The following is an 18,668-nucleotide window of genomic DNA, read 5'->3' on the forward strand; positions in this document are numbered from 1 at the left end:
GCGACACCTAGGTCGTTGATTTTGAGAGAAAAGTGAAAATCACATTTTTCGCTTTTCGTGTTTTGAAAACGGCAGGATGCCTTTTTCAACAACCTGCTAGGGGAAGCCATAGACATTCAAAACGGTGTCCCGCAGGGCCTGTCTTCGGCGATTTTCACAGAGAGTATGCGCGAAGCGGAGTTGTTCCTGTCATCGGCGGGTTCTGACTGCGGCATAGCGAACGTGAATATCGGTACTGCCGGGGCGGAAATCGGCGGTGCCTTTGGGGGCGAAAAGGATACCGGTGGCGGACCTGAATCCGGTTCTGACGCCTGGAAACACTATATGCGCCGCACCACCAATACCATCAGCTATGGTGGTGAATTACTCCTGGCTCAGGGAATCGTTTTTGAATAAGGTGTGATAACGTCGGGTGCCTGTTACCTATTCCAGTGGCAATCTCTGGCAGCGGGCCACTGAATGAAGATGTATTCGCCTTGAGGCCGCGGTGATTTATGACTAGATGCAAAATAAAATCCCATAATGAGCGTTACTACCCCGCTGACACCCTTGGACTGGAAGCCGAAGAGATGCGGCGACTTGGCCACAAAGTGGTGGATCTGGTTGTCGACCGCCTGGTGCACAGGCATGTTGAAGATGCCGTGCTTACGGGTTCGTCTGCCGACTTGATGGCGGCCCTTGGCGCTCCCTTGCCGGACGGGCCGATGGATCCGGACGAGTCACTGGCATTGCTCGCCGAAGTCGCTTTGCAGCATCAACAAAGAGGCGACCACCCCCGTTATTTTGCCAGGGTGCCCGGCCCCAGCTCGTTTGCCGCGATTCTCGGTGAATGGCTGGGGACCGGATTCAACACCATCGCCGCGTCCTGGGCCGGCGGTTCGGGTCCGGCGACACTTGAGCTCATCGTTATTGAATGGTTGCGGCAGTTAATGGGCTTTCCCGAAGGAAGCGAAGGTATCCTTGTCAGCGGCGGGTCCCACGCCAGCCTGACGGCTTTTTCCGTGGCCCGCTCGGTTTGCGGCAAGGGCGTCGTTTACCTGACCGACCAAACGCACTCGTCACTGGTCCGCAACCTGAAAGAAATGGGGTGGTCGGAGCAGCATATCCGCGTGCTGGAGAGTGACGAGAATTACAAGATGTCGATGGAGCGCCTGACGCGCGCCATCGGGGAAGACAGGGCTGCAGGCAGACGTCTTTCGATGGTCATTGGAACCGCCGGCACCACCAACGCGGGAACTGTCGACCCACTGCATGAAATCGCGGATATGTGTCACCGGGAAGATCTGTGGTTTCATATCGATGGCGCCTACGGGGGGCCGGCCGCCATTACCCAAAAGGGGCGTCAGTACCTATCCGGGATCGAGCGGGCCGATTCACTGGTCCTCGATCCCCATAAATGGCTGTTTCAACCCTATGACGTTGGCTGTGTTCTGGTTCGTCGCCCCGGCGCACTGGAGCGTTGTTTCAATATGAATCCGGAGTATCTGAAGGATGTTGAAGCCGGCGCAGGTGAAGTGGATTTTCGAAACCGCAGTTTGGAGCTTACACGTCGGTCACGCGCGGTAAAGCTCTGGATGAGTTTGCGCACTTATGGTGTCGGGCGGTTTCGGGCGGCGATTGATCACGGCATCAAACTGGCAGAATTTGCCGAAACCCATTTGCGCTCCAGGCCGGCTACCTGGGAGGTGGTCACGCCTGCCCAAATCGGCGTTGTCTGTTTCTCCCTTAAAAATACCAACCCCCGGCAGCATGCCGCCAGGGCAAAGGCCTTGTCGGAAACCGGTTACGCCTGCGTATCCTCCACCAGTCTCAAAGGCCGCAGTGTGCTTCGGCTTTGCACAATCAACCCACTGACGACCGAGGATGATATTGTGGGCACCATTGACCGCCTGGAGAAAGCCTGCACGGAAAAGTCGTCCAGGGCCACGGCGCCACGCCGGAGCGAATAGAGCCTCAAATGCCAGTCGCTTCCGGCCCTGGCGGTCAGCACCCAGTGTGTCCTCGAAAAAATACCCGGCCTCTCGGCCACCGCCCCCAGCGTCTTGTGTAGCTCTACCGCAACGGATCGATCCTGCCCCTGCTCGAAGCGGCACAGGGTGGCAGTACTGGTGAGTGTCTTCATATGCCACAGGGCGCGAGACCAGTGGCATCCTTTCGGGTTGTACGGGAAAAGGCGCCACTCTTGTTGCTCGTCGCTTATTTTGGGGCAACCAAATCTCACTCCTCGAGCTTCGATTGGCACCTGAGCAACAGAATAGCAGTCGATGGCTACTGGGAGCTGAACGGGTATTTGTGCTCCATTCCAGACCCCAAGCCAGTCTTGAACGCATCCTGAGCGTCCCGGAGATATATACGGCGTGTTTGTGCTCAATCCATACTTTGATGTGCTTGAGCGCCTTGTCCAGCACCTCGCAGAAGCCTGACGGGCTTGCGCCGAGACGATTGAGGAGAACGTCGTCAACCGAATCAAGCCAGTCGACGCCTGAGCGAATTGCGCAAGCGTAGTTTGGAGGAGACTATTCCTCTTACAGCTAAGCAGCTAAAACTGGATGCTCTTCAGAAATAGATGGATATAGTGGCGGCGAAGGCACTACAGAGAGCCGAAGCTGCTTTTTAGATGCTGACTGGGAGCAATTGGCGATGCCCCAATCGGGCATTGGTGGTGGCGAAAACATGCCTATCCTGCTTTAGATCTCAAATATGATATTCATCGCATAGCAATACCCACTAGCCGCACGGCCATATCTCATCCTGGCTGGTGGGCATATTATCTGTGTGGTGTATAACATCTGCACAAAATTTAAGCAGTAGAGGTTCTTTCATGCACAAGTTTCTTTTTCCTCTTGCTATTGCCGGCATCATGGCCGGCTGCTCCAAGTTAGAGGCCGCTGATACCAGCGCCCGAATGGCGGACAATACCAAGAGCGCTGCGGTACAGCAGGCAAGCCTCGGGTCCGGTATCGACCTCGGGGCCATGGACACCAGTGTGCGCCCCCAGGACGACTTCTTTGCCTATGTGAACGGCAGCTGGATGGACAACACTGAGATCCCCGCGGACAAGTCTCTTTGGGGTGGTTTCAGCATCTTGCGTGACCAGAGTATCGAACGGGTTAACACCTTGATCGTGGAGGCGAGCGAAAAGGGCAACAGTGCCGACGACCGGCAGATTGGTGCCCTGTACAACAGCTTTATGGACGAAAAGCAAATTGAAGCGGCAGGGCTCGGGGCGCTGACCGTGGAGTTGAAAAAGATCGATGATATCGACAGTCGCAAGGATCTGACCGATTACTTCGCCTATGCCGATACTGTGGGCTACAACGTTCCACTCGCGGTGTTTATCAACCAGGGTTTCGAAGATGTGGAGAATTACATAGCCTTTTTTTGGCAGAGTGGCCTGGGCCTGCCGGATCGCAACTACTATTTTGACGACTCCGAAAAAGGCCAAAAATTACAACAGGCCTATATGGACTATCTGGTGAAGGTGCAGGATATCGCCGGCCTCAAGGATTCCAGTGCATTCGCCGACAAAATTTACGCACTGGAAAAAAGCCTGGCGAAACACCAGCGCACTCGTGTCGATAACCGCGACCCGGAAAAGTACTTCAACAAGAAACCCACAGCCGAACTGGCCAACCTGATGCCGGCCGTCGATTGGCACAGCTACCTGTCCAAGGCGATGCTGGACAAAGCCGACTATGTTGCGGTGGGCCAGCCGGAATATCTGCAGGCAGCCAGCAAGATTATCAACGATACTGATATGGACACCTGGCGCCGCTACCTAAAGGTCAAGGTTCTGACCGCCATGGCCCCCTACATGAATTCAGAGCTGGCTCAAGCCCACTTCGATTTCTACAGCACTACCCTGCGCGGCACCAAGGAAATGGAGCCGCGCTGGAAGCGTGCGGTGCAGTTCGTCAATGGTTCCGTGGGCGAACTGGTGGGCAAACGGTATGTGGAAAAGTACTTTCCACCCGAGGCCAAGGCGCGCATGGTGGAACTGGTGGATAACCTCCTGGCGGCTTACCGGGATTCCATTGAAGAGCTGACCTGGATGAGCGAAGAGACCAAGCACCAGGCGTTGGACAAACTGGCTAACTTCACCACCAAGATCGGCTATCCGGACAAATGGCGCGACTACAGCGGCCTGAAAGTCAGTGCCAATGACCTGGCTGGCAATGTACTGGCGGCGAACCTGTTCGAAACCCAGTATGAACGCGGCAAACTGGGCCAGCCAATCAACCGGGGCGCATGGGAGATGTCACCACAGACCGTCAATGCCTATTACAATCCGACGATGAACGAGATTGTCTTCCCGGCCGCCATACTGCAGCCACCTTTCTTTAACATGCAGGCGGACGATGCGGTCAATTACGGGGCTATCGGCGGGGTAATCGGCCACGAGATAGGCCATGGTTTCGATGATAAGGGTAGCAAGTTTGACGGCAAAGGCTCTTTGAACAATTGGTGGACCGACTCCGACCGGGACAACTTCGAGCATCTGACCGGCAAACTGGTGGCTCAGTACAATAGCTTCGAGCCTCTCGAAGGAAAACACATCAACGGTGAACTGACACTGGGCGAAAATATCGGCGACCTGTCCGGTCTCGACATTGCCTACAAGGCCTACAAGATGTCCCTTCATGGTAAGAAGGCGCCGGTGATTGATGGCTTTACCGGCGACCAGCGCCTGTTTATGGGCTGGGCACAGGTCTGGCGTAGCAAGATTCGGGACGAAACATTGAGCGAGCGCCTGACAACCGATCCTCATTCACCGGCAAAATACCGAGTTCAGGGCGTGCTGCCGAATATCTCGGCATTCTACACCGCCTTTGACGTCAAGAAGGGGGATGGCATGTACCTGCCAAAAGAGGAGCGCGTGGTCATCTGGTAAGCAGCCCGGTGCACCCAAATCCAACAAACCCCGCATTTTGCGGGGCTTTTTTTGTCCGATTGCCGTCCGTTGATACGAAGATCTTGTCAGAGGTGACGCTATCTACTTCTGTGGCAACGATATCGGTTGGGGCATCAGTCTCAGCTCCAGCGTTAAGCCTGACGACCAAAATGTCTAGTATTTAGTGCCCGCTGTTGAAAGCTATTTTGAAATACTACCGGTCAATCGATACTGAACTTGATCTGGCTGGAGCCGGGCAGCTTCTCCACCAGCTGGGAGCCGCAGAGTTTGGCTGGAGTGAAATAGCCGCCCTCACCCCGATAGTCCAGCAGAAACTCCATCACCGCCAGGGAACCGCTCACGGTGACGTCATAGCCGTTGGCAGTTACCAGGCGGCCGATACGGCGCTCGCCCCGGCGGTCGTTGCGGATCTCCCCCCATACCCAGGTTTGTTGTTCGGCCCGCGCCGCCTCATCGGGGCCCGTCACCGACTTGTCCACTTTACCCTTCAGCCACTTCTGCACCCACTGTGTGCGCAGCAGCCAGCGGAAGCGGTTCAGCCGTCGCAGCTTCCCGGCGCGGCGCGGGCTCATGGGAATGTATACCTCGATATTGCGGATGCCGGTGGTGTAATAGGCGGTGGCCACGTCCCCCCAAGGAATGGCCACGGCGAACTTGTCCCCGCGGCCGAAATTGATTGTCCGTGTCAGCTCGCCGTGGTCGATGATTTTAACCTCCCCGTTGCTGCGCACTGCGCCCCCCACACCCAGGCTCTCTATGGAGGTTTTGGCGGTACCGCGACTGAGGGCCGAGTCCGAATCGAAGCCCAGCGTCAGATGGGTGGCGGTAGCCATTTCCCCTTGTAGCGCAGCGGCCAGGCAGTCGGTGGGAATGACGTCAAAGCCGGTGCCCGGGCACAGCACTATGCCCGCTGCCCTGGCTTCGTCGTGCAGTGCGTGGGCCCGCTGGAACACCGACATCTCGCCGGTGATGTCCTGGTAGTGGGTGCCCGCCGCGATGCAGGCCCGCAGCATGGGTTCCGCGGTGCTGGAGAAGGGGCCGGCGCAGTGGATCAGCACATCGACGTCCCGCAGCACACGTTCCAGTGTCTCCGTATCGTCGAGACTGACGGCCACCGCCGACAGTTGCAACTCCTCCGCCAGCGGGCGCAGTTTTTCTGCGCTGCGCCCCGCCAGGATCGGCTGATGGCCGCGCGCCGCCGCCGCGCGCGCGATGAGGGCACCGGTATAACCGTTGGCACCGTAGATCATTATTTTTTTACTGTTCAACGGGAATCCTTAGCTAGTCGGGTCAGAGGGGTGAATTGGGTGACGCAACACTAAAGGCGGCATCGGCGGCTAGTCAAATCCGGGCAATATTTCCCGGAGCCGCCCGTCATTGGTGATCCACAGTTGACACAAAATTCATCCATCGGTGGTGGAGTGCCCCATGCGCCGCCGGCCTTCAGACCATCTGGTGCGGGGACAGCTGCATCTGGGTGATCCGCCGGCCGTGCAGAACCGCCACCCCGGAGTAGCGGCGCTCGCCGGTGGAGGCGAATTCGAACTCATAGCTGCGTTGCAGGCGCAGCTGCCCGCGGCTGTCGCGCTTCAGGCGCGTGCGCACCAGTGCCACTGTGTCGTCCAGCAACTGCACGCCCAGCCGCGCACAGTGACTGGTGGCGGCCTGCCGCACCTGTTCCTTGGCCGCCATTCCGGCCCAGAGATACCAGCCGCCCAGCGCGAACAGGAATACCCACAGGAGATCGTTCAGAGAGAGATACATGGCCACTTGCTGGTTGTGATGGTCGCGCAAGGATAACACGACCGGGGCCAGCCGCCCGGTTCTGCAGTGGTTCCGTTGTGCGGTTGCCGTTGGGGCCGGATATTGCCTCTGAAGGGCAGGCCGGAGCGAGACCCGGAACCCGCCTCTTTGCCCCGGTCACTCTCGACCCCGATTGGTGCGTGTCGAGCGCTGGAGGAGTACCAGATAGCCCCCTATAATGCCGCCGGAGACCTTCCGAGACTTTGCGACTGTGTGTGACCAATTGGTCAGTTTATACCCGATCAGTGGATTGGCGACACGGCCGGCAAAACCTCCCCGGGGTGACCCCGCAGCATCTCCGAAACCACATCAACCAGGTGGTCGAAAGCTTTTTTGCACCTCGCCGGTCCAAAAGGCTGTGTTGTATCTGGCAGGGGCAATACAAGCTCAGTGGATTCGGGGAATGGTCGCCCGATTCGGGGTCTTCACTTTCACCGGAGTGGCGCTAAAGGTGTCGCTGAGGTATTACAGAATTAATCAAAAGTTCCCGAGGGTAATAAAACCCCAAGCCCGAACGACTGAGGATTAGGAGCCAGGACCCGCGCAGGTCACGGTACTCCCCTCAAAGCGTTCAGGGAAATTAGATCCCGGCCAGCAGGCCGGTTACCTGATGCAGGAGAGACCCGTGAAACTAGAAGCGGCGCAGGGCGACAGTAGTGGCACAGCGGACGCGAACACCGCCTCACTGACAGACCCCAAGTATCTGGAGGAACTGCGGGCGCAAATGCAGCATTTCGCCACCTTGCAGCTGGCGGACTCGCATCTGGCCGAGGATGCGGTGCAGGAGGCCCTGATGGGTGCGCTGAAGAGCGCGCGCTCCTTTGGCGGTCGCGCGGCCCTCAAGACCTGGGTATTCGCAATCCTCAAAAACAAGATTGCAGACCTGTTGCGCCAGCGGAGCCGCTATATAGACGCCGACAGCCTGTTGCGCACTGACGCCGAGGACGGCGGCTTCGAGGAGCTGTTCGACCAGCGGGGCCACTGGCGGCCGGAGGAGCGTCCGCTCAAATGGGCGGATCCGCATTCCGCCGTCGATGACCGGGATTTTTGGAGTGTCTTCGAGACATGCCTCAATCATCTGCCCGGGCGACAGGCGAGGATATTTATGATGCGGGAGTTTATCGAGCTGGAGAGCAGGGAAATCTGCGCAGCGGCGGACATCACCGTAAGCAATTTGAACGTCACTCTGCACCGGGCGCGGCTGCGTCTGCGGGAGTGTCTGGAAAACAACTGGTTTGCCGAGCGGGCCTAAAGCGATTCAAGGAAAATCATGAAAAGTTGCCGTGAAGTTACCCGGCTGCTGTCGGAAGCACAGGAGCGACCGCTGGATCTCTCTGAACGCGCCAGCGTCAAATTGCATTTGATGATATGTCGTGGTTGCCGCAACTTTTCCAGCCAGATGGACAACCTGCGCACCATCGCCCGGGCCTATGTCAGCGGCAAGCGGGATGCGGCGGAGGGTGATGCCGAAAAAACCGATGGAGAGCGGGATAAAGATGCCGGCAAATCTGGTGAGGAGCGGGATAAGGGCGAATAGCCGCGCCATCATCATCCAGGGCCAACTCATTGAGTGTGGACAGGCCCTAAATCTATTCCGGGGTCGGCAGTGTGCGCCGGCCTTCGATCAATTCTTCCTTCCAGCTTCTGGGCCACTTCTTCAGCCTGGCTTCCAGTCGTAATGCCAAGGATTTATCCGCCACCCTGCAGTGGAACTCCAGTGTCAGGGGGCCGCGCCCCCGCAGCGCTTTGGCTCCGCGCACGCTGCCATTCCGGTGTTCCGCCAGACGGCGTTCCACATCGGTGGTGATACCCGTATAGAGTGTGCCCCGCCCGGTGCGGAGCATATAGACAAACCAGTCGTTCAACCGCTGCGGCCCCTGCAGATAATATTATTTTCTGTGCTGGATTAATCCCGCCGCTGATCGGGTCGCCCGGTAAATGGTATCAGCCCCAGTTCAGGACCACTTTACCGGATTCACCCGATGCCATGATATCGAAACCCTGCTGGAAGTCGTCGATATCGAAGTGGTGCGTGATAATAGGGGTCAGGTCCAGGCCCGACTGGATCAGGCTCGCCATCTTGTACCAGGTTTCAAACATCTCGCGGCCGTAGATACCCTTCAGCACCAGGCCCTTGAAAATCACCTGGTTCCAATCGATCGCCATGTCGTTGGCGGGAATGCCGAGCATGGCGATTTTCCCACCGTGATTCATCGCCGTGAGCATATCCCGAAACGCTTCCGCCACACCGGACATCTCCAGCCCCACGTCGAAGCCCTCGGTCATGCCAATTTCCCCCATCACATCCGGCAGCTTCTCCCGGCTGACATTGACGGTGCGGGTGGCGCCCATTTTTTTTGCCAGATCCAGCCGGTAATCGTTGATGTCGGTAATGACCACATGTCGCGCGCCCACATGCCGTGCCACCGCTGCCGCCATCACGCCGATAGGGCCGGCGCCGGTGATCAGCACATCCTCGCCCACTAGGTCGAACGACAGGGCCGTGTGCACCGCGTTGCCGAAGGGATCGAAAATGGAGGCGATATCATCGGGGATATTGTCCGGGATCTTAAATGCGTTCATCGCCGGGATCACCAGGTACTCCGCGAAAGCCCCCTGGCGGTTGACGCCGACGCCGTAGGTGTTGCGGCACAGGTGGCGGCGGCCGGCGCGGCAATTGCGGCAGTGGCCACAGGTGATATGCCCCTCACCGGAAACCCGGTCGCCGATATCGAAACCAACCACTTCCTCGCCCAGGCCAACCACCTCGCCCACATATTCGTGGCCCACCACCATGGGGACGGGAATGGTGTTCTGGGACCACTGGTCCCAGTGATAGATATGCATATCCGTACCGCAGATGGCGGTCTTGCGAATCTTGATCAGCAGATCATTGTGGCCCGGCTGCGGTATTTCCACATCGGTCATCCAGATGCCGGGAGTGGATTTCAACTTGGACAGTGCTTTCATGGTGTAGGTGATTCCTGCTTGCGGCCCCCGGCTTGGGGGCCCACGGAGCGCCGCGGCCGGGGAGGCCGCACCGCGAGCATTGCTCGGTTAAACAATTCCCAGTTCTGTGCCCACCGCGGTAAAGGCGTCGATACAGCGGTCCAGTTGTTCCCTGGTGTGGGCGGCGGACATCTGGGTGCGGATGCGCGCCTGGCCCTGGGGCACCACCGGATAGAAAAACCCGACCACATAAATGTCGCGCGCCAGCATCTGGTCGGCAATCTTTTGCGCCAGGGCGGCATCGCCGACCATTACCGGGATAATCGGGTGATCCGCGCCCGCCAGGGTGAAACCGGCCTCGGTCATACGGCTGCGAAAATAGGCGGAATTCTCCCGCAACCTGTCCCGCAGTTCGCCGCCCTCAACCAGCAGGTCGAGGACTTTCAGCGAGGCGGCCACAATCGCCGGCGCCACCGAATTGGAAAACAGGTAGGGTCGCGAGCGCTGGCGAAGCAGCTCGATGATTTCCCGCCGCCCGGAAGTAAAACCGCCGGAGGCGCCACCCAGGGCCTTGCCCAGGGTGCCGGTGATGATATCCACCCGGTCGACCACATCGCAGTACTCGTGGGTACCGCGCCCGTGCTCGCCGAGAAAGCCCACCGCGTGGGAGTCGTCCACCATCACCAGGGCGTCGTACTTGTCGGCGAGGTCGCAAATGGATTTCAGGTTGGCGATGACGCCGTCCATGGAGAAGACGCCATCGGTGGCGATCAGTTTGGTCCGCGCCCCTGCGGCATCCGCCTTCTGCAGCTGGGTTTCCAGGTCCGCCATATCATTGTTGGCGTAGCGGAAACGCTTTGCCTTGCACAGGCGCACCCCGTCGATGATGGACGCATGGTTGAGGGCGTCCGAGATAATCGCATCCTCCGGGCCGAGCAGTGTTTCGAACAGGCCGCCGTTGGCGTCGAAACAGGAGGTGTAGAGAATAGTGTCGTCGGTGCGCAGAAAATCCGACAGGCGCGATTCCAGCGCCTTGTGAATATCCTGGGTGCCGCAGATAAAGCGCACCGAGGCCATGCCGAAGCCGTATTGGTCGAGGCCCTCTTTGGCGGCCTGGATCAGGTCCGGGTGATTGGCCAGGCCCAGATAGTTGTTGGCACAGAAGTTGAGAACCTGGGTGTCATTGTTGACCTGGATTTCGGCTGCCTGCTGCGAAGTGATAATGCGCTCGCGTTTGTACAGGCCATCCGCCTCTATTTGCTGCAATTGGTTGCGCAGGTGCTGGAAGAAATGCTCGGACTTGGACATGGTATTGTTATCGGCTCCTCAAACGGTCAACGGTGACGCTGGTTCCAGTGGGTCCGGGCCGGGTTGGCGCCGGCCGAATCCAGTTCTGCAGCGCCCGCCGCCCCTGTCAGCGGGCCAGCTCGCAGGCTTTGTGGGCCGTGACTGGCTGCTCACTGGCGCGGCAATGGGTGGCGAATTCTAACGCGTCTTCGGCGCTGTCGAACAGCAGTTGCCACAGCAGTTGCCTGTCGCTCCGTCGCACGGCGCGCACAGCGGTGCGGCGGCGCTTGCTGGTGATCTGGATTTCGACAATTTGCGAGCAGGGTGGCGCTGGTTCTGACATGGTCCCTCCAAAAGACTAACTTGAAGGGCTGACGCGGAAGCGGTGCAAATAAATTCGCGATCCGGTTGGATTGCTCTCTCGAGCCCCATCTCTCCCGCAGTTCGCGGTGAGAAAACCACCTTGCCCCGGTCGGCAGGTTGGCGTTGGCGTCAGCCACTCTCTTGATGTGGGAGTAAAGATAGCGGCAGGGGGGAGGCCAGTCAACAGCGCCACGCCGGCCCGGCGTGGCGCGGCAGACTTACGCCGGCAACTGTACGGATTTCAGCTCGACAAACTCGTCCAGACCCGCCTCGCCGAACTCGCGCCCGTTGCCGGAGCGCTTGTAGCCGCCGAACGGCGCATCGTAATTGAACTCGCCGCCGTTCACGAAGCAGAGACCCGCCTCGATGCGCTTCACCACTGGTAGCGCAGACTCCACATCCCCGGCCCAGACGCCGCTGGAGAGGCCGTATTCGGTGTCGTTGGCAATAGCGACCGCCTCGTCCATGTCCCGGTAGGGAATCAGGCAGGTGACCGGGCCGAAGATCTCCTCCCGGGCGATGGCCATATCGTTGCTGACATCCGCGAACACCGTCGGTTTGACGTAAAACCCTTGCTCCAGGCCCTCCGGCCGCTCGGCGCCCCCGGTGACCAGGCGCGCCCCCTCGCTGACACCCTGCTGGATATAATCCACCACGATTTGCCGCTGGCGCGCGGAGGACAGGGGACCCATAAACGCATCCGGGCCGGTACCCAAAGTGATTTCTTCCGCCACCTGCTTCGCGATTCCCACCGCTTCCTCGTAGCGCTGCGCCGGCACCAGCATACGGGTCAGTGCAGTACAGGTCTGGCCGCTGTTGATAAACACATCCTCGCAGCCCCAGCGCACGGCCGCCTCCAGGTCCGCGTCCGGGGTAATGATCAGCGGCGACTTGCCCCCCAGTTCCTGACAGACCCGTTTTACCGTGGGCGCCGCCGCCCTGGCCACTTCCACTCCCGCGCGGGTGGAACCGGTGAAGGAGACCATATCGATATCCGGGTGCGCGGACAGTGCGGCACCCACAACCGTGCCGGGGCCGGGCACCAGGTTGAATACTCCGGCCGGCAGGCCAGCGGCGTCGATGATCTCCGCCATGATGTAGTCCTGCAGCGGCGTCATCTCAGACGGCTTGGCCACCATGGTGCAACCGGCGGCCAGTGCCGGCGCCACCTTGCCCACAAACTGGTGCAGCGGATAGTTCCAGGGGGTGATAAAGCCGCATACCCCCACAGGCTCCCGCATCACTATGGAGTGGCCGGCCTTCTCGGTTTGCTCCATCACCCCGGTGCGCTGGGCGTAGTAGCGCACCGCGTAGATGGGCCCGTCGATATGCAGCCACTCGGTGATATGGGCCGGGCATCCCAGGGTTTGCGAGACCGCCTGGATCAGGTCGGCCTTGCGCGCCTCCATACCATCGGCGATGGCATTGAGATAGGCGGCGCGCTCCGCGGCGCTGGTGGTGCGCCACTGGCGAAAGGCGCTTTTTGCCGCCGCTACCGCCAGGTCCACATCCTCCGCGGAACTCTGCACCACCTGGCAGATCTCCTCCTCGGTGGCGGGATTGATGACCCCGTGCAGAGTGCCGCCGCGGGAGTCCTGCCAGCGGCCGTCGACGTATAGCTTGTCAGTCTTCAGTGTGCTCCAGTCTGTCATAAGGCATTCCACTTCTGCTTTGGCAATTTGTTGAAAAAAGGCTTTTTCGCAACCTTTTAGAAGTCCGCAGTGATTTCTATCAGCGTGGGGGTGTCCCGCTGCAGTGCCTCGGCCACTGCCGCCCCCAGTTGCTGCGGCTGGTCGATCTTGCATCCGGCGGCGCCAAAGGACTGCGCCAGCGCAACGAAGTCCGGTGTGCGCAGATTGACCCCTTCCTGCGCTACCTGCGCCGCGTCCATAAAATCGCGAATCTCGCCGTAGCCGGAATTGTTCCACACCAGGATCGGCAGTGACAGCCGTTGCTCCACCGCCGCCGCCAGCTCGCCCAGGGTAAACATCAGGCCCCCGTCGCCGATCAGTGCCACCACCGGCCTGGAATCCGCCAGCCTGGCCCCTATGGAGGCCGGTAGGGCGAAACCGAGGGTGCCGTAGCCGGTGGTACAGGTGATATGGCTGCGGGGCTGGTACAGCGGCAGGGCGTGGTTGGTGTTGTAGGCCAACTGGGTGGAGTCGGTCACCAGGATCGCGTCCTCCGGCAGTGCTGCGCGTAATGCTTCCACCCAGGGGAAACGGGCCTCCGAGCCGGGCCACCACTCGCTGCGGCATTTCTCCAGCAGCAGTGCCACCTGTCGCGCTGTGGCCTCCCGCGCGGCTGCGTCGCCATCCGGCAGCGCCCGGTCCAGCTGCTGCAACACCTGGGCGGCGTCCGCGCAGATGGCCAGGTCCGGGTTGCAGTTGCCCGCCAGCTGTGCCGGATCGATATCCACCCGGATCAGCCGGCCCTTGAACCCGTAGCCCCCCCGCACCAAGTTGCGGTCGGTTTCAGCCAGCTCGGTGGCCACTGCCAGCACCACATCGGCGTTTTCCACCCGCTCCCGCACCACATCGAAACTCAGGTTGGCGCCGCCGCACAGTGGGTGGCGCTCGTTCACGACACCCTTTGCTGCAAGCGACAGAAATACCGGCGCCGCCAGCTTTTCCGCCAGGCGGCTTGCCGCCTCGCCCGCTTCCTGGGCGCCACCGCCCAGCAGAATCACCGGCCGCTCGGCATCTTTCAGCCATTGGCTGGCCTTTTCCACGGCGGTATCGCTGGCCGCTGCCGGCAGCGCCAGCGGGCTGGCGCGATAGTCTTGTAGCTGGCCCCGCATGGGGGCGGCGAACAGGTCGATGGGAATTTCGATATGCACCGGGCCCGGCCGACCGGCACTGAACAGCTGGAATGCCCGCGCCAGGGCTTCCGGCAGTTGCCCCACATCCGTCAGCGAGTGCTGCCAGACACAGAAACCGCGGGTGACGTCGCTCTGGCGCGGCAGCTCGTGCAGCCGGCCGCCGCCCATGCCCAGGTCCGCGCGGCGGTTGACCGCGGAAATGACCAGCATGGGAATCGAATCGGAGTAGGCCTGAGCCATGGCCGTGGCGGCGTTGGTGAGCCCGGGCCCGGTGATCAAAAAGCACACCCCCGGCTTGCCGCTGGCGCGGGCGTAGCCGTCCGCCATAAAGGCAGCGCCCTGTTCGTGGCGCGGCGTGATGTGGATCAGGCCGCTGCCGGGCAGCCCCCGGTACAGTTCGATAGTGTGGACACCGGGGATGCCAAAGACTTTTTCTACCTGGTACTCGCGCAGCAGGCGCATCAGTACCTGGGCACAGGTGGGCGCGGATGACATGACCGTCTTATTCCTCATTGTGAGTTTGGAGCCGAGCCTAGCGGTCGCCGCAGGGCTTCGCAAGCGGCCGCAGAGTCTGCTTGTGCGGCGCCGGATTCACTGGGAAATTGAGAATCATCGGCTCCGTACAAGGAAAACTTGCGCCGCCGATGGCGACTGGGAAAAAGCCCGGGAGCCGGTAAACTTAACCCCAATGGCAGTAAGGATCAGTAAATCATGGACATCGAGCATTGGCGTCGGGAGTATCTTCTCGGAGGATTGAGCCGCGAGGATCTAAAAGACAACCCCGTCCAGCAATTCGAGCAGTGGTTGGGGGAAGTCGCGGCCACCAATCTTTCCGACCCCAGTTGTATGTCGCTGGCCACCGTCGGTGCCGACGGACGCCCGTCCCAGCGGATAGTGCTGCTGAAAGGCTACGACGCCGACGGCTTCGCCTTCTATACCAACCTCGACAGTCACAAGGCCAGGGATATTGCCGCCAACCCCCAGGTCTGCCTCTTGTTTCCATGGCAGGCGGTGGAGCGCCAGGTGATTGTCCAGGGGCGCGCCGAACCTCTGACCCGCACCGAGTCCGCCACCTACTTTGCCAAGCGTCCCCGGGACAGTCAGCTGGCCGCCTGGGCTTCCCACCAGAGTGCCGCGGTGGAATCCCGGCAGCGGCTGGAGGAAAAATTCGACCAGGCCAAACAGCGTTACGCCGGCGGCGAAGTGCCGCTTCCGGATCACTGGGGTGGCTACCGGGTAGTGCACGAGACCGTCGAATTCTGGCAGGGGCGGGCCAACCGCCTGCACGACCGCTTTGTCTACCGCCGGCAAACGGGGGATGACTGGGTCATCGAACGACTGGCGCCCTGAGTCACAGTGTGATGGATCGACGTCAAATCGTCGCCGCCTGGAGTGCGTGCGGATTTAGCTGGCTGTTGAAAAAGTCTATTTCAACAGCCAGCTGTCCCGAACAGGGATGTTCGGGGCGCAAATCAAGCGTGTAACTGCTTGATTTGTCGTGGAGGGTTTGCGGACATGCGCCGCAAACCCGGGTTGGGAAAGCCAGGGAAGGCTTTCCCAACAACCTGTTAGTTGCGACTTGTGGGAGGATCCCCCCGGCCAGTGCTGGGAGGACTTTTCCCATCCGGTCGATGAGTTGCTGCAACTGGTGGAGGGGCGGATTCAACTGGAGATCGATGGGCGCCTGCCCCCTCCCCGCTATCGGCGAGAAAGTATTGATCCCGGCCGGTGCCCGCCATTCCGTGCGTAATATCGGTGATGCCACAGCGCGCTGGCTTTATGGTTACCGGGAGTCAGCCCGATTCGGCAGAATCGAAACAATATATCGCGTTTTCGTTGCCAATACGCTCATGATATCTATTAAAGAACTGAGAAACAAAAATTTTAATTGAAGTGTAATAGCATCGATTATTACAGTGATCGTTGTCCGCACTATGAGCAAATGTTTGGACTGTTATCGAACCTACCAGTTATTGGAGAATAGCATACGCTCTAGTCAGTGAGGATGTGTTGTTGGGCCCCGGTATTGGGCGTTAGCGGGTCTTTAACAATTCTTTGTCTATACAATCGGGATTTCCCAACGAAAAGTGTGAACTATTAATGTAGGGGCGTGGAGCGATCAAATGTGTCGAAACTTTCTACATTTTCGTCGTTTTTCGTCTCTAGTGAGGTCAATTCGACCAATCTAACCGAATATTTCCACCCGATGCCATAGCACAAGTGTTTAATTTCTGTGACGACAGCCGGGGTTGCCCCAAGAGTGCCTTCTTCGTTATGTGGAAATTCACTAGCGAGCAGGGCGCAAAGAGGCGATGCAAATTATTGGCCAGTGTTTTGCATCGAGCCTTAAGCTTGAAGGCGAATTACCCTTACACTTAATTTAGTATGAAATTAAAGAAATAAGAACTGTATCAAATATTTTAAGCTAAAAAAAATTAGTGGTTGACCATCTTTATCTTAAAATAATATAAGCTCTTCGTCAGCAGGAAAAATGCTAAGGAACCTCTGATTAAAATCTTCAGCATGGATTGATTTAATTCTCTATAGTCTGGAAATTGAACATGAACATAAAATATAAGATTAAATTAATGCCCCTAAGTTTATTGTTTATTAGCAATTATGTTTTTTCTAGTGGTCCACCAGAGATTCCATTTCAAACTTTATTTTTAGAAGGAGAGTATACTGATATTTATCCAAACAGCCGAATTTATGCCAACGGTAGAATGCAGGCCGAAGTGGATATTTATTATCAATTAAGCGATGGTTACACTTTTGTTGATGCAGATCTTAAAGAATTGTACAGTGGATTATCGTTCGCAAATACAGTGGTTTCCGATGGCTACAATGGATATATTAAAGATGTTCGATTGGGCCCTGGAACTCCTGCCTTCACATCATTGTTAGGGCCAAGTCAAACATCCTTAGCTCTCACGACTCAGATTTCTAGAAAGTACCTTTCATCATCATCATTAGGCATTGTACAGGTATGTGTTGAAGCACAAGCACGTAACAACAGTACAAATGAAATTGTCACACAAAGTACTTGTGATAATACTACAAATAATGGCTCGATTTCCATAGAAAAAATCAGTCCAATAAATTTTTCTCTATCAAATTTTACAAGGAGCGTCTACGATCGTGGTTTTACTGAAGATTGGAATATTCACGCCATAACATATAGACCTCAGGAGTTTACCCTACGAAGAGTATGGGATGACAATGGAATAGTAATATCAGACGAACAACTTAACCGCCACGGGATTAATTACGCTCCATATAGACTTTTAGCTAGTTACCAGCCGGATCCAGAACAAACGCCTCCATTTGGAGATGTCAATGGTTCTAGTTCGCTTTATTGGATTTCGAATGCAGCAACCCATCAATTGGAATTTCCATATGTTGATCTATATGATTATTATCCCGATCTTGGCGGAGAAAGCTATAAAAAACATTCAATTGGTTTTGCTTTTAATACCAATGAAAGCATAACCTTTGTAGCAACATATGGAGGAGTATTATCAGCATTTTTAGTGCCCGGCGGCATTTTTCCTACATATTCATCCCGCGATGTTGCTAATATGGGATTTTATTACCCTGGAGTAACAACTCCAGACTTCTGGATGGATATAGAACCTGGAGGAAAAAGGGTTAACTTTGAAGATAACTTCGGCAATCGTGGATATTTTTCTTTTGCGAGGCGTGATATTGGTGATTACTTTGGACCTGGTTATTATAGTTTAGACGTCCATACCTCTCGATAAAAGAAATTCAATAGGTTGGAAGAAAAAGCACAGATGCTACCGCAGCCTGAATTCGATTCCAACCTATTGATAGCAGATTGTTATTTTTAACGTTAGCTTCCCCTATAAGTAGACAGTTTCAAACTTGGCGCATTCTGACAAACTATGATTAGGAGGCCGAAAATAGGAAGTTAAAATGAAACCTTTATTTGCAAATACCTTCAAAAACTTTTTTTTGTCGCTTCCTTTTCTAATAAGTTTCAATGCATATTCGATTGATAGTGCTCAGCTTAGCGATATTAGTGAACAGAGTGGTTCCTCTCTATTAGAAACTGATGTGATTCTTTCGGAGGAGATGGACAGAATAAACACAGCTATTCATGCAGTAAGGACTAATCCAGATTTGCTCGAAACCGATAAATTGTTTCGCTTACACATGATGATGAGTCAATATGCTGCTATTTCTCAGGCCAGAACTGCTGTAATAAATACACATAATAAAGTCTTAGCGGCTCAGATGACTATTGGCAGTGGTCCTGAGTAAATTAAGCAAAGTATCTCCAATATAGTAATTGATACCTAATCAGACAAGGACCGTTGTTTTTAATGGTCCTTTGTCACGGTTTCAAGTAATAATTGCAATTTATAGATTTGGGGTGTCCTGACAATACTGGACAGTCCCGCTTTAAGCCGCTTTGGCTGATTCCCAATACTTCTTGGCGAATTCAGTTGGGGCCAAGTTGCCAAGCCGTGAGTGGCGACGTTGGCGGTTATAAAAAATCTCGATGTACTC

General features: G+C 57.0%; 18 protein-coding genes and 1 riboswitch. Of the genes, 9 read left to right on the top strand and 9 right to left on the bottom strand.

Features of this window, described 5'->3' with window-relative positions:
* Positions 1–108: 108 nt before the first annotated feature.
* The 3 genes from AB1S50_RS12695 (at position 109) to AB1S50_RS12705 (ending at position 4,891) form a co-directional block, all read left to right on the top strand.
* On the top strand, positions 109–396 hold the full coding sequence (locus AB1S50_RS12695) for an aldehyde dehydrogenase family protein (RefSeq protein ID WP_367151149.1): 288 nt from the start codon (positions 109–111) through the stop codon (positions 394–396).
* A gap of 98 nt (positions 397–494) precedes the next feature.
* Complete coding sequence (locus tag AB1S50_RS12700) at positions 495–1,949, top strand: pyridoxal phosphate-dependent decarboxylase family protein (RefSeq protein ID WP_367151131.1); 1,455 nt, start codon at positions 495–497, stop codon at positions 1,947–1,949.
* Positions 1,950–2,821: 872 nt separating this feature from the next.
* On the top strand, positions 2,822–4,891 hold the full coding sequence (locus tag AB1S50_RS12705; RefSeq protein WP_367151132.1) for a M13 family metallopeptidase: 2,070 nt from the start codon (positions 2,822–2,824) through the stop codon (positions 4,889–4,891).
* Between the two features lie 221 nt (positions 4,892–5,112).
* Here the strand turns inward: AB1S50_RS12705 and AB1S50_RS12710 are convergent, their stop codons facing one another.
* Both AB1S50_RS12710 and AB1S50_RS12715 read right to left on the bottom strand, forming a co-directional pair.
* Positions 5,113–6,180 (bottom strand): saccharopine dehydrogenase family protein, encoded by a 1,068-nt coding sequence (locus tag AB1S50_RS12710; protein WP_367151133.1) that lies wholly within the window; start codon positions 6,178–6,180, stop codon positions 5,113–5,115.
* Positions 6,181–6,355: 175 nt separating this feature from the next.
* Entirely contained in the window at positions 6,356–6,706 is a 351-nt protein-coding gene (locus AB1S50_RS12715; RefSeq protein WP_367151134.1) for a DUF3301 domain-containing protein, read from the bottom strand.
* 634 nt (positions 6,707–7,340) lie between these two features.
* Between AB1S50_RS12715 and AB1S50_RS12720 the strand changes: the two genes are divergently transcribed.
* Together AB1S50_RS12720 and AB1S50_RS12725 are read left to right on the top strand one after the other, a co-directional pair.
* The gene (locus tag AB1S50_RS12720; RefSeq protein WP_367151135.1) at positions 7,341–7,967 is read left to right on the top strand and encodes an RNA polymerase factor sigma-70; all 627 of its coding nucleotides are present in this window, start codon (positions 7,341–7,343) and stop codon (positions 7,965–7,967) included.
* 18 nt (positions 7,968–7,985) lie between these two features.
* A complete protein-coding gene (locus tag AB1S50_RS12725) occupies positions 7,986–8,252 on the top strand; it encodes a zf-HC2 domain-containing protein (protein WP_367151136.1) in 267 nt (88 codons plus the stop codon).
* 52 nt (positions 8,253–8,304) lie between these two features.
* On the opposite strand, the gene AB1S50_RS12730 is transcribed toward AB1S50_RS12725, so the two are convergent.
* The 6 genes from AB1S50_RS12730 to AB1S50_RS12755 all read right to left on the bottom strand — a co-directional run bounded on the left by AB1S50_RS12730 (position 8,305) and on the right by AB1S50_RS12755 (position 14,630).
* Positions 8,305–8,580: a GIY-YIG nuclease family protein gene (locus tag AB1S50_RS12730; RefSeq protein ID WP_367151137.1), complete on the bottom strand. Its 276-nt coding sequence runs from the start codon at positions 8,578–8,580 to the stop codon at positions 8,305–8,307.
* 79 nt (positions 8,581–8,659) lie between these two features.
* Positions 8,660–9,685 carry an L-threonine 3-dehydrogenase gene (gene tdh, locus AB1S50_RS12735; protein ID WP_367151138.1) on the bottom strand — a complete coding sequence of 342 codons (1,026 nt, stop codon included), beginning with the start codon at positions 9,683–9,685 and terminating at the stop codon, positions 8,660–8,662.
* A gap of 87 nt (positions 9,686–9,772) precedes the next feature.
* Positions 9,773–10,972: a glycine C-acetyltransferase gene (locus tag AB1S50_RS12740; protein ID WP_367151139.1), complete on the bottom strand. Its 1,200-nt coding sequence runs from the start codon at positions 10,970–10,972 to the stop codon at positions 9,773–9,775.
* A 106-nt stretch (positions 10,973–11,078) separates the two neighbouring features.
* Positions 11,079–11,294: a hypothetical protein gene (locus AB1S50_RS12745; RefSeq protein ID WP_367151140.1), complete on the bottom strand. Its 216-nt coding sequence runs from the start codon at positions 11,292–11,294 to the stop codon at positions 11,079–11,081.
* A 56-nt stretch (positions 11,295–11,350) separates the two neighbouring features.
* A riboswitch (SAM-I-IV-variant riboswitch) is annotated at positions 11,351–11,467 on the bottom strand.
* Between the two features lie 65 nt (positions 11,468–11,532).
* Positions 11,533–12,966, bottom strand: coding sequence for an aldehyde dehydrogenase family protein (locus AB1S50_RS12750; protein WP_367151141.1), 1,434 nt, complete (start codon positions 12,964–12,966; stop codon positions 11,533–11,535).
* Between the two features lie 56 nt (positions 12,967–13,022).
* Positions 13,023–14,630: a 5-guanidino-2-oxopentanoate decarboxylase gene (locus tag AB1S50_RS12755; protein ID WP_367151142.1), complete on the bottom strand. Its 1,608-nt coding sequence runs from the start codon at positions 14,628–14,630 to the stop codon at positions 13,023–13,025.
* Between the two features lie 216 nt (positions 14,631–14,846).
* Here AB1S50_RS12755 and pdxH point away from each other — a divergent pair, with 216 nt between their 5' ends.
* From pdxH to AB1S50_RS12775, 4 genes are all read left to right on the top strand, one after another.
* Positions 14,847–15,485, top strand: a complete 639-nt coding sequence (gene pdxH / locus AB1S50_RS12760; RefSeq protein WP_367151143.1) for a pyridoxamine 5'-phosphate oxidase — start codon at positions 14,847–14,849, stop codon at positions 15,483–15,485.
* 229 nt (positions 15,486–15,714) lie between these two features.
* Entirely contained in the window at positions 15,715–15,885 is a 171-nt protein-coding gene (locus AB1S50_RS12765) for a hypothetical protein (protein ID WP_367151144.1), read from the top strand.
* 811 nt (positions 15,886–16,696) lie between these two features.
* Complete coding sequence (locus tag AB1S50_RS12770; RefSeq protein ID WP_367151145.1) at positions 16,697–17,896, top strand: hypothetical protein; 1,200 nt, start codon at positions 16,697–16,699, stop codon at positions 17,894–17,896.
* A gap of 175 nt (positions 17,897–18,071) precedes the next feature.
* Complete coding sequence (locus AB1S50_RS12775) at positions 18,072–18,419, top strand: hypothetical protein (protein ID WP_367151146.1); 348 nt, start codon at positions 18,072–18,074, stop codon at positions 18,417–18,419.
* 141 nt (positions 18,420–18,560) lie between these two features.
* Here the strand turns inward: AB1S50_RS12775 and AB1S50_RS12780 are convergent.
* Positions 18,561–18,668, bottom strand: a 108-nt coding sequence (locus AB1S50_RS12780; RefSeq protein ID WP_367149665.1) for an IS3 family transposase, incomplete at its 5' end; no start/stop codon positions are given.

The sequence above is a fragment of the Microbulbifer discodermiae genome, assembly GCF_040742695.1.
Taxonomy (GTDB): Bacteria; Pseudomonadota; Gammaproteobacteria; order Pseudomonadales; family Cellvibrionaceae; genus Microbulbifer.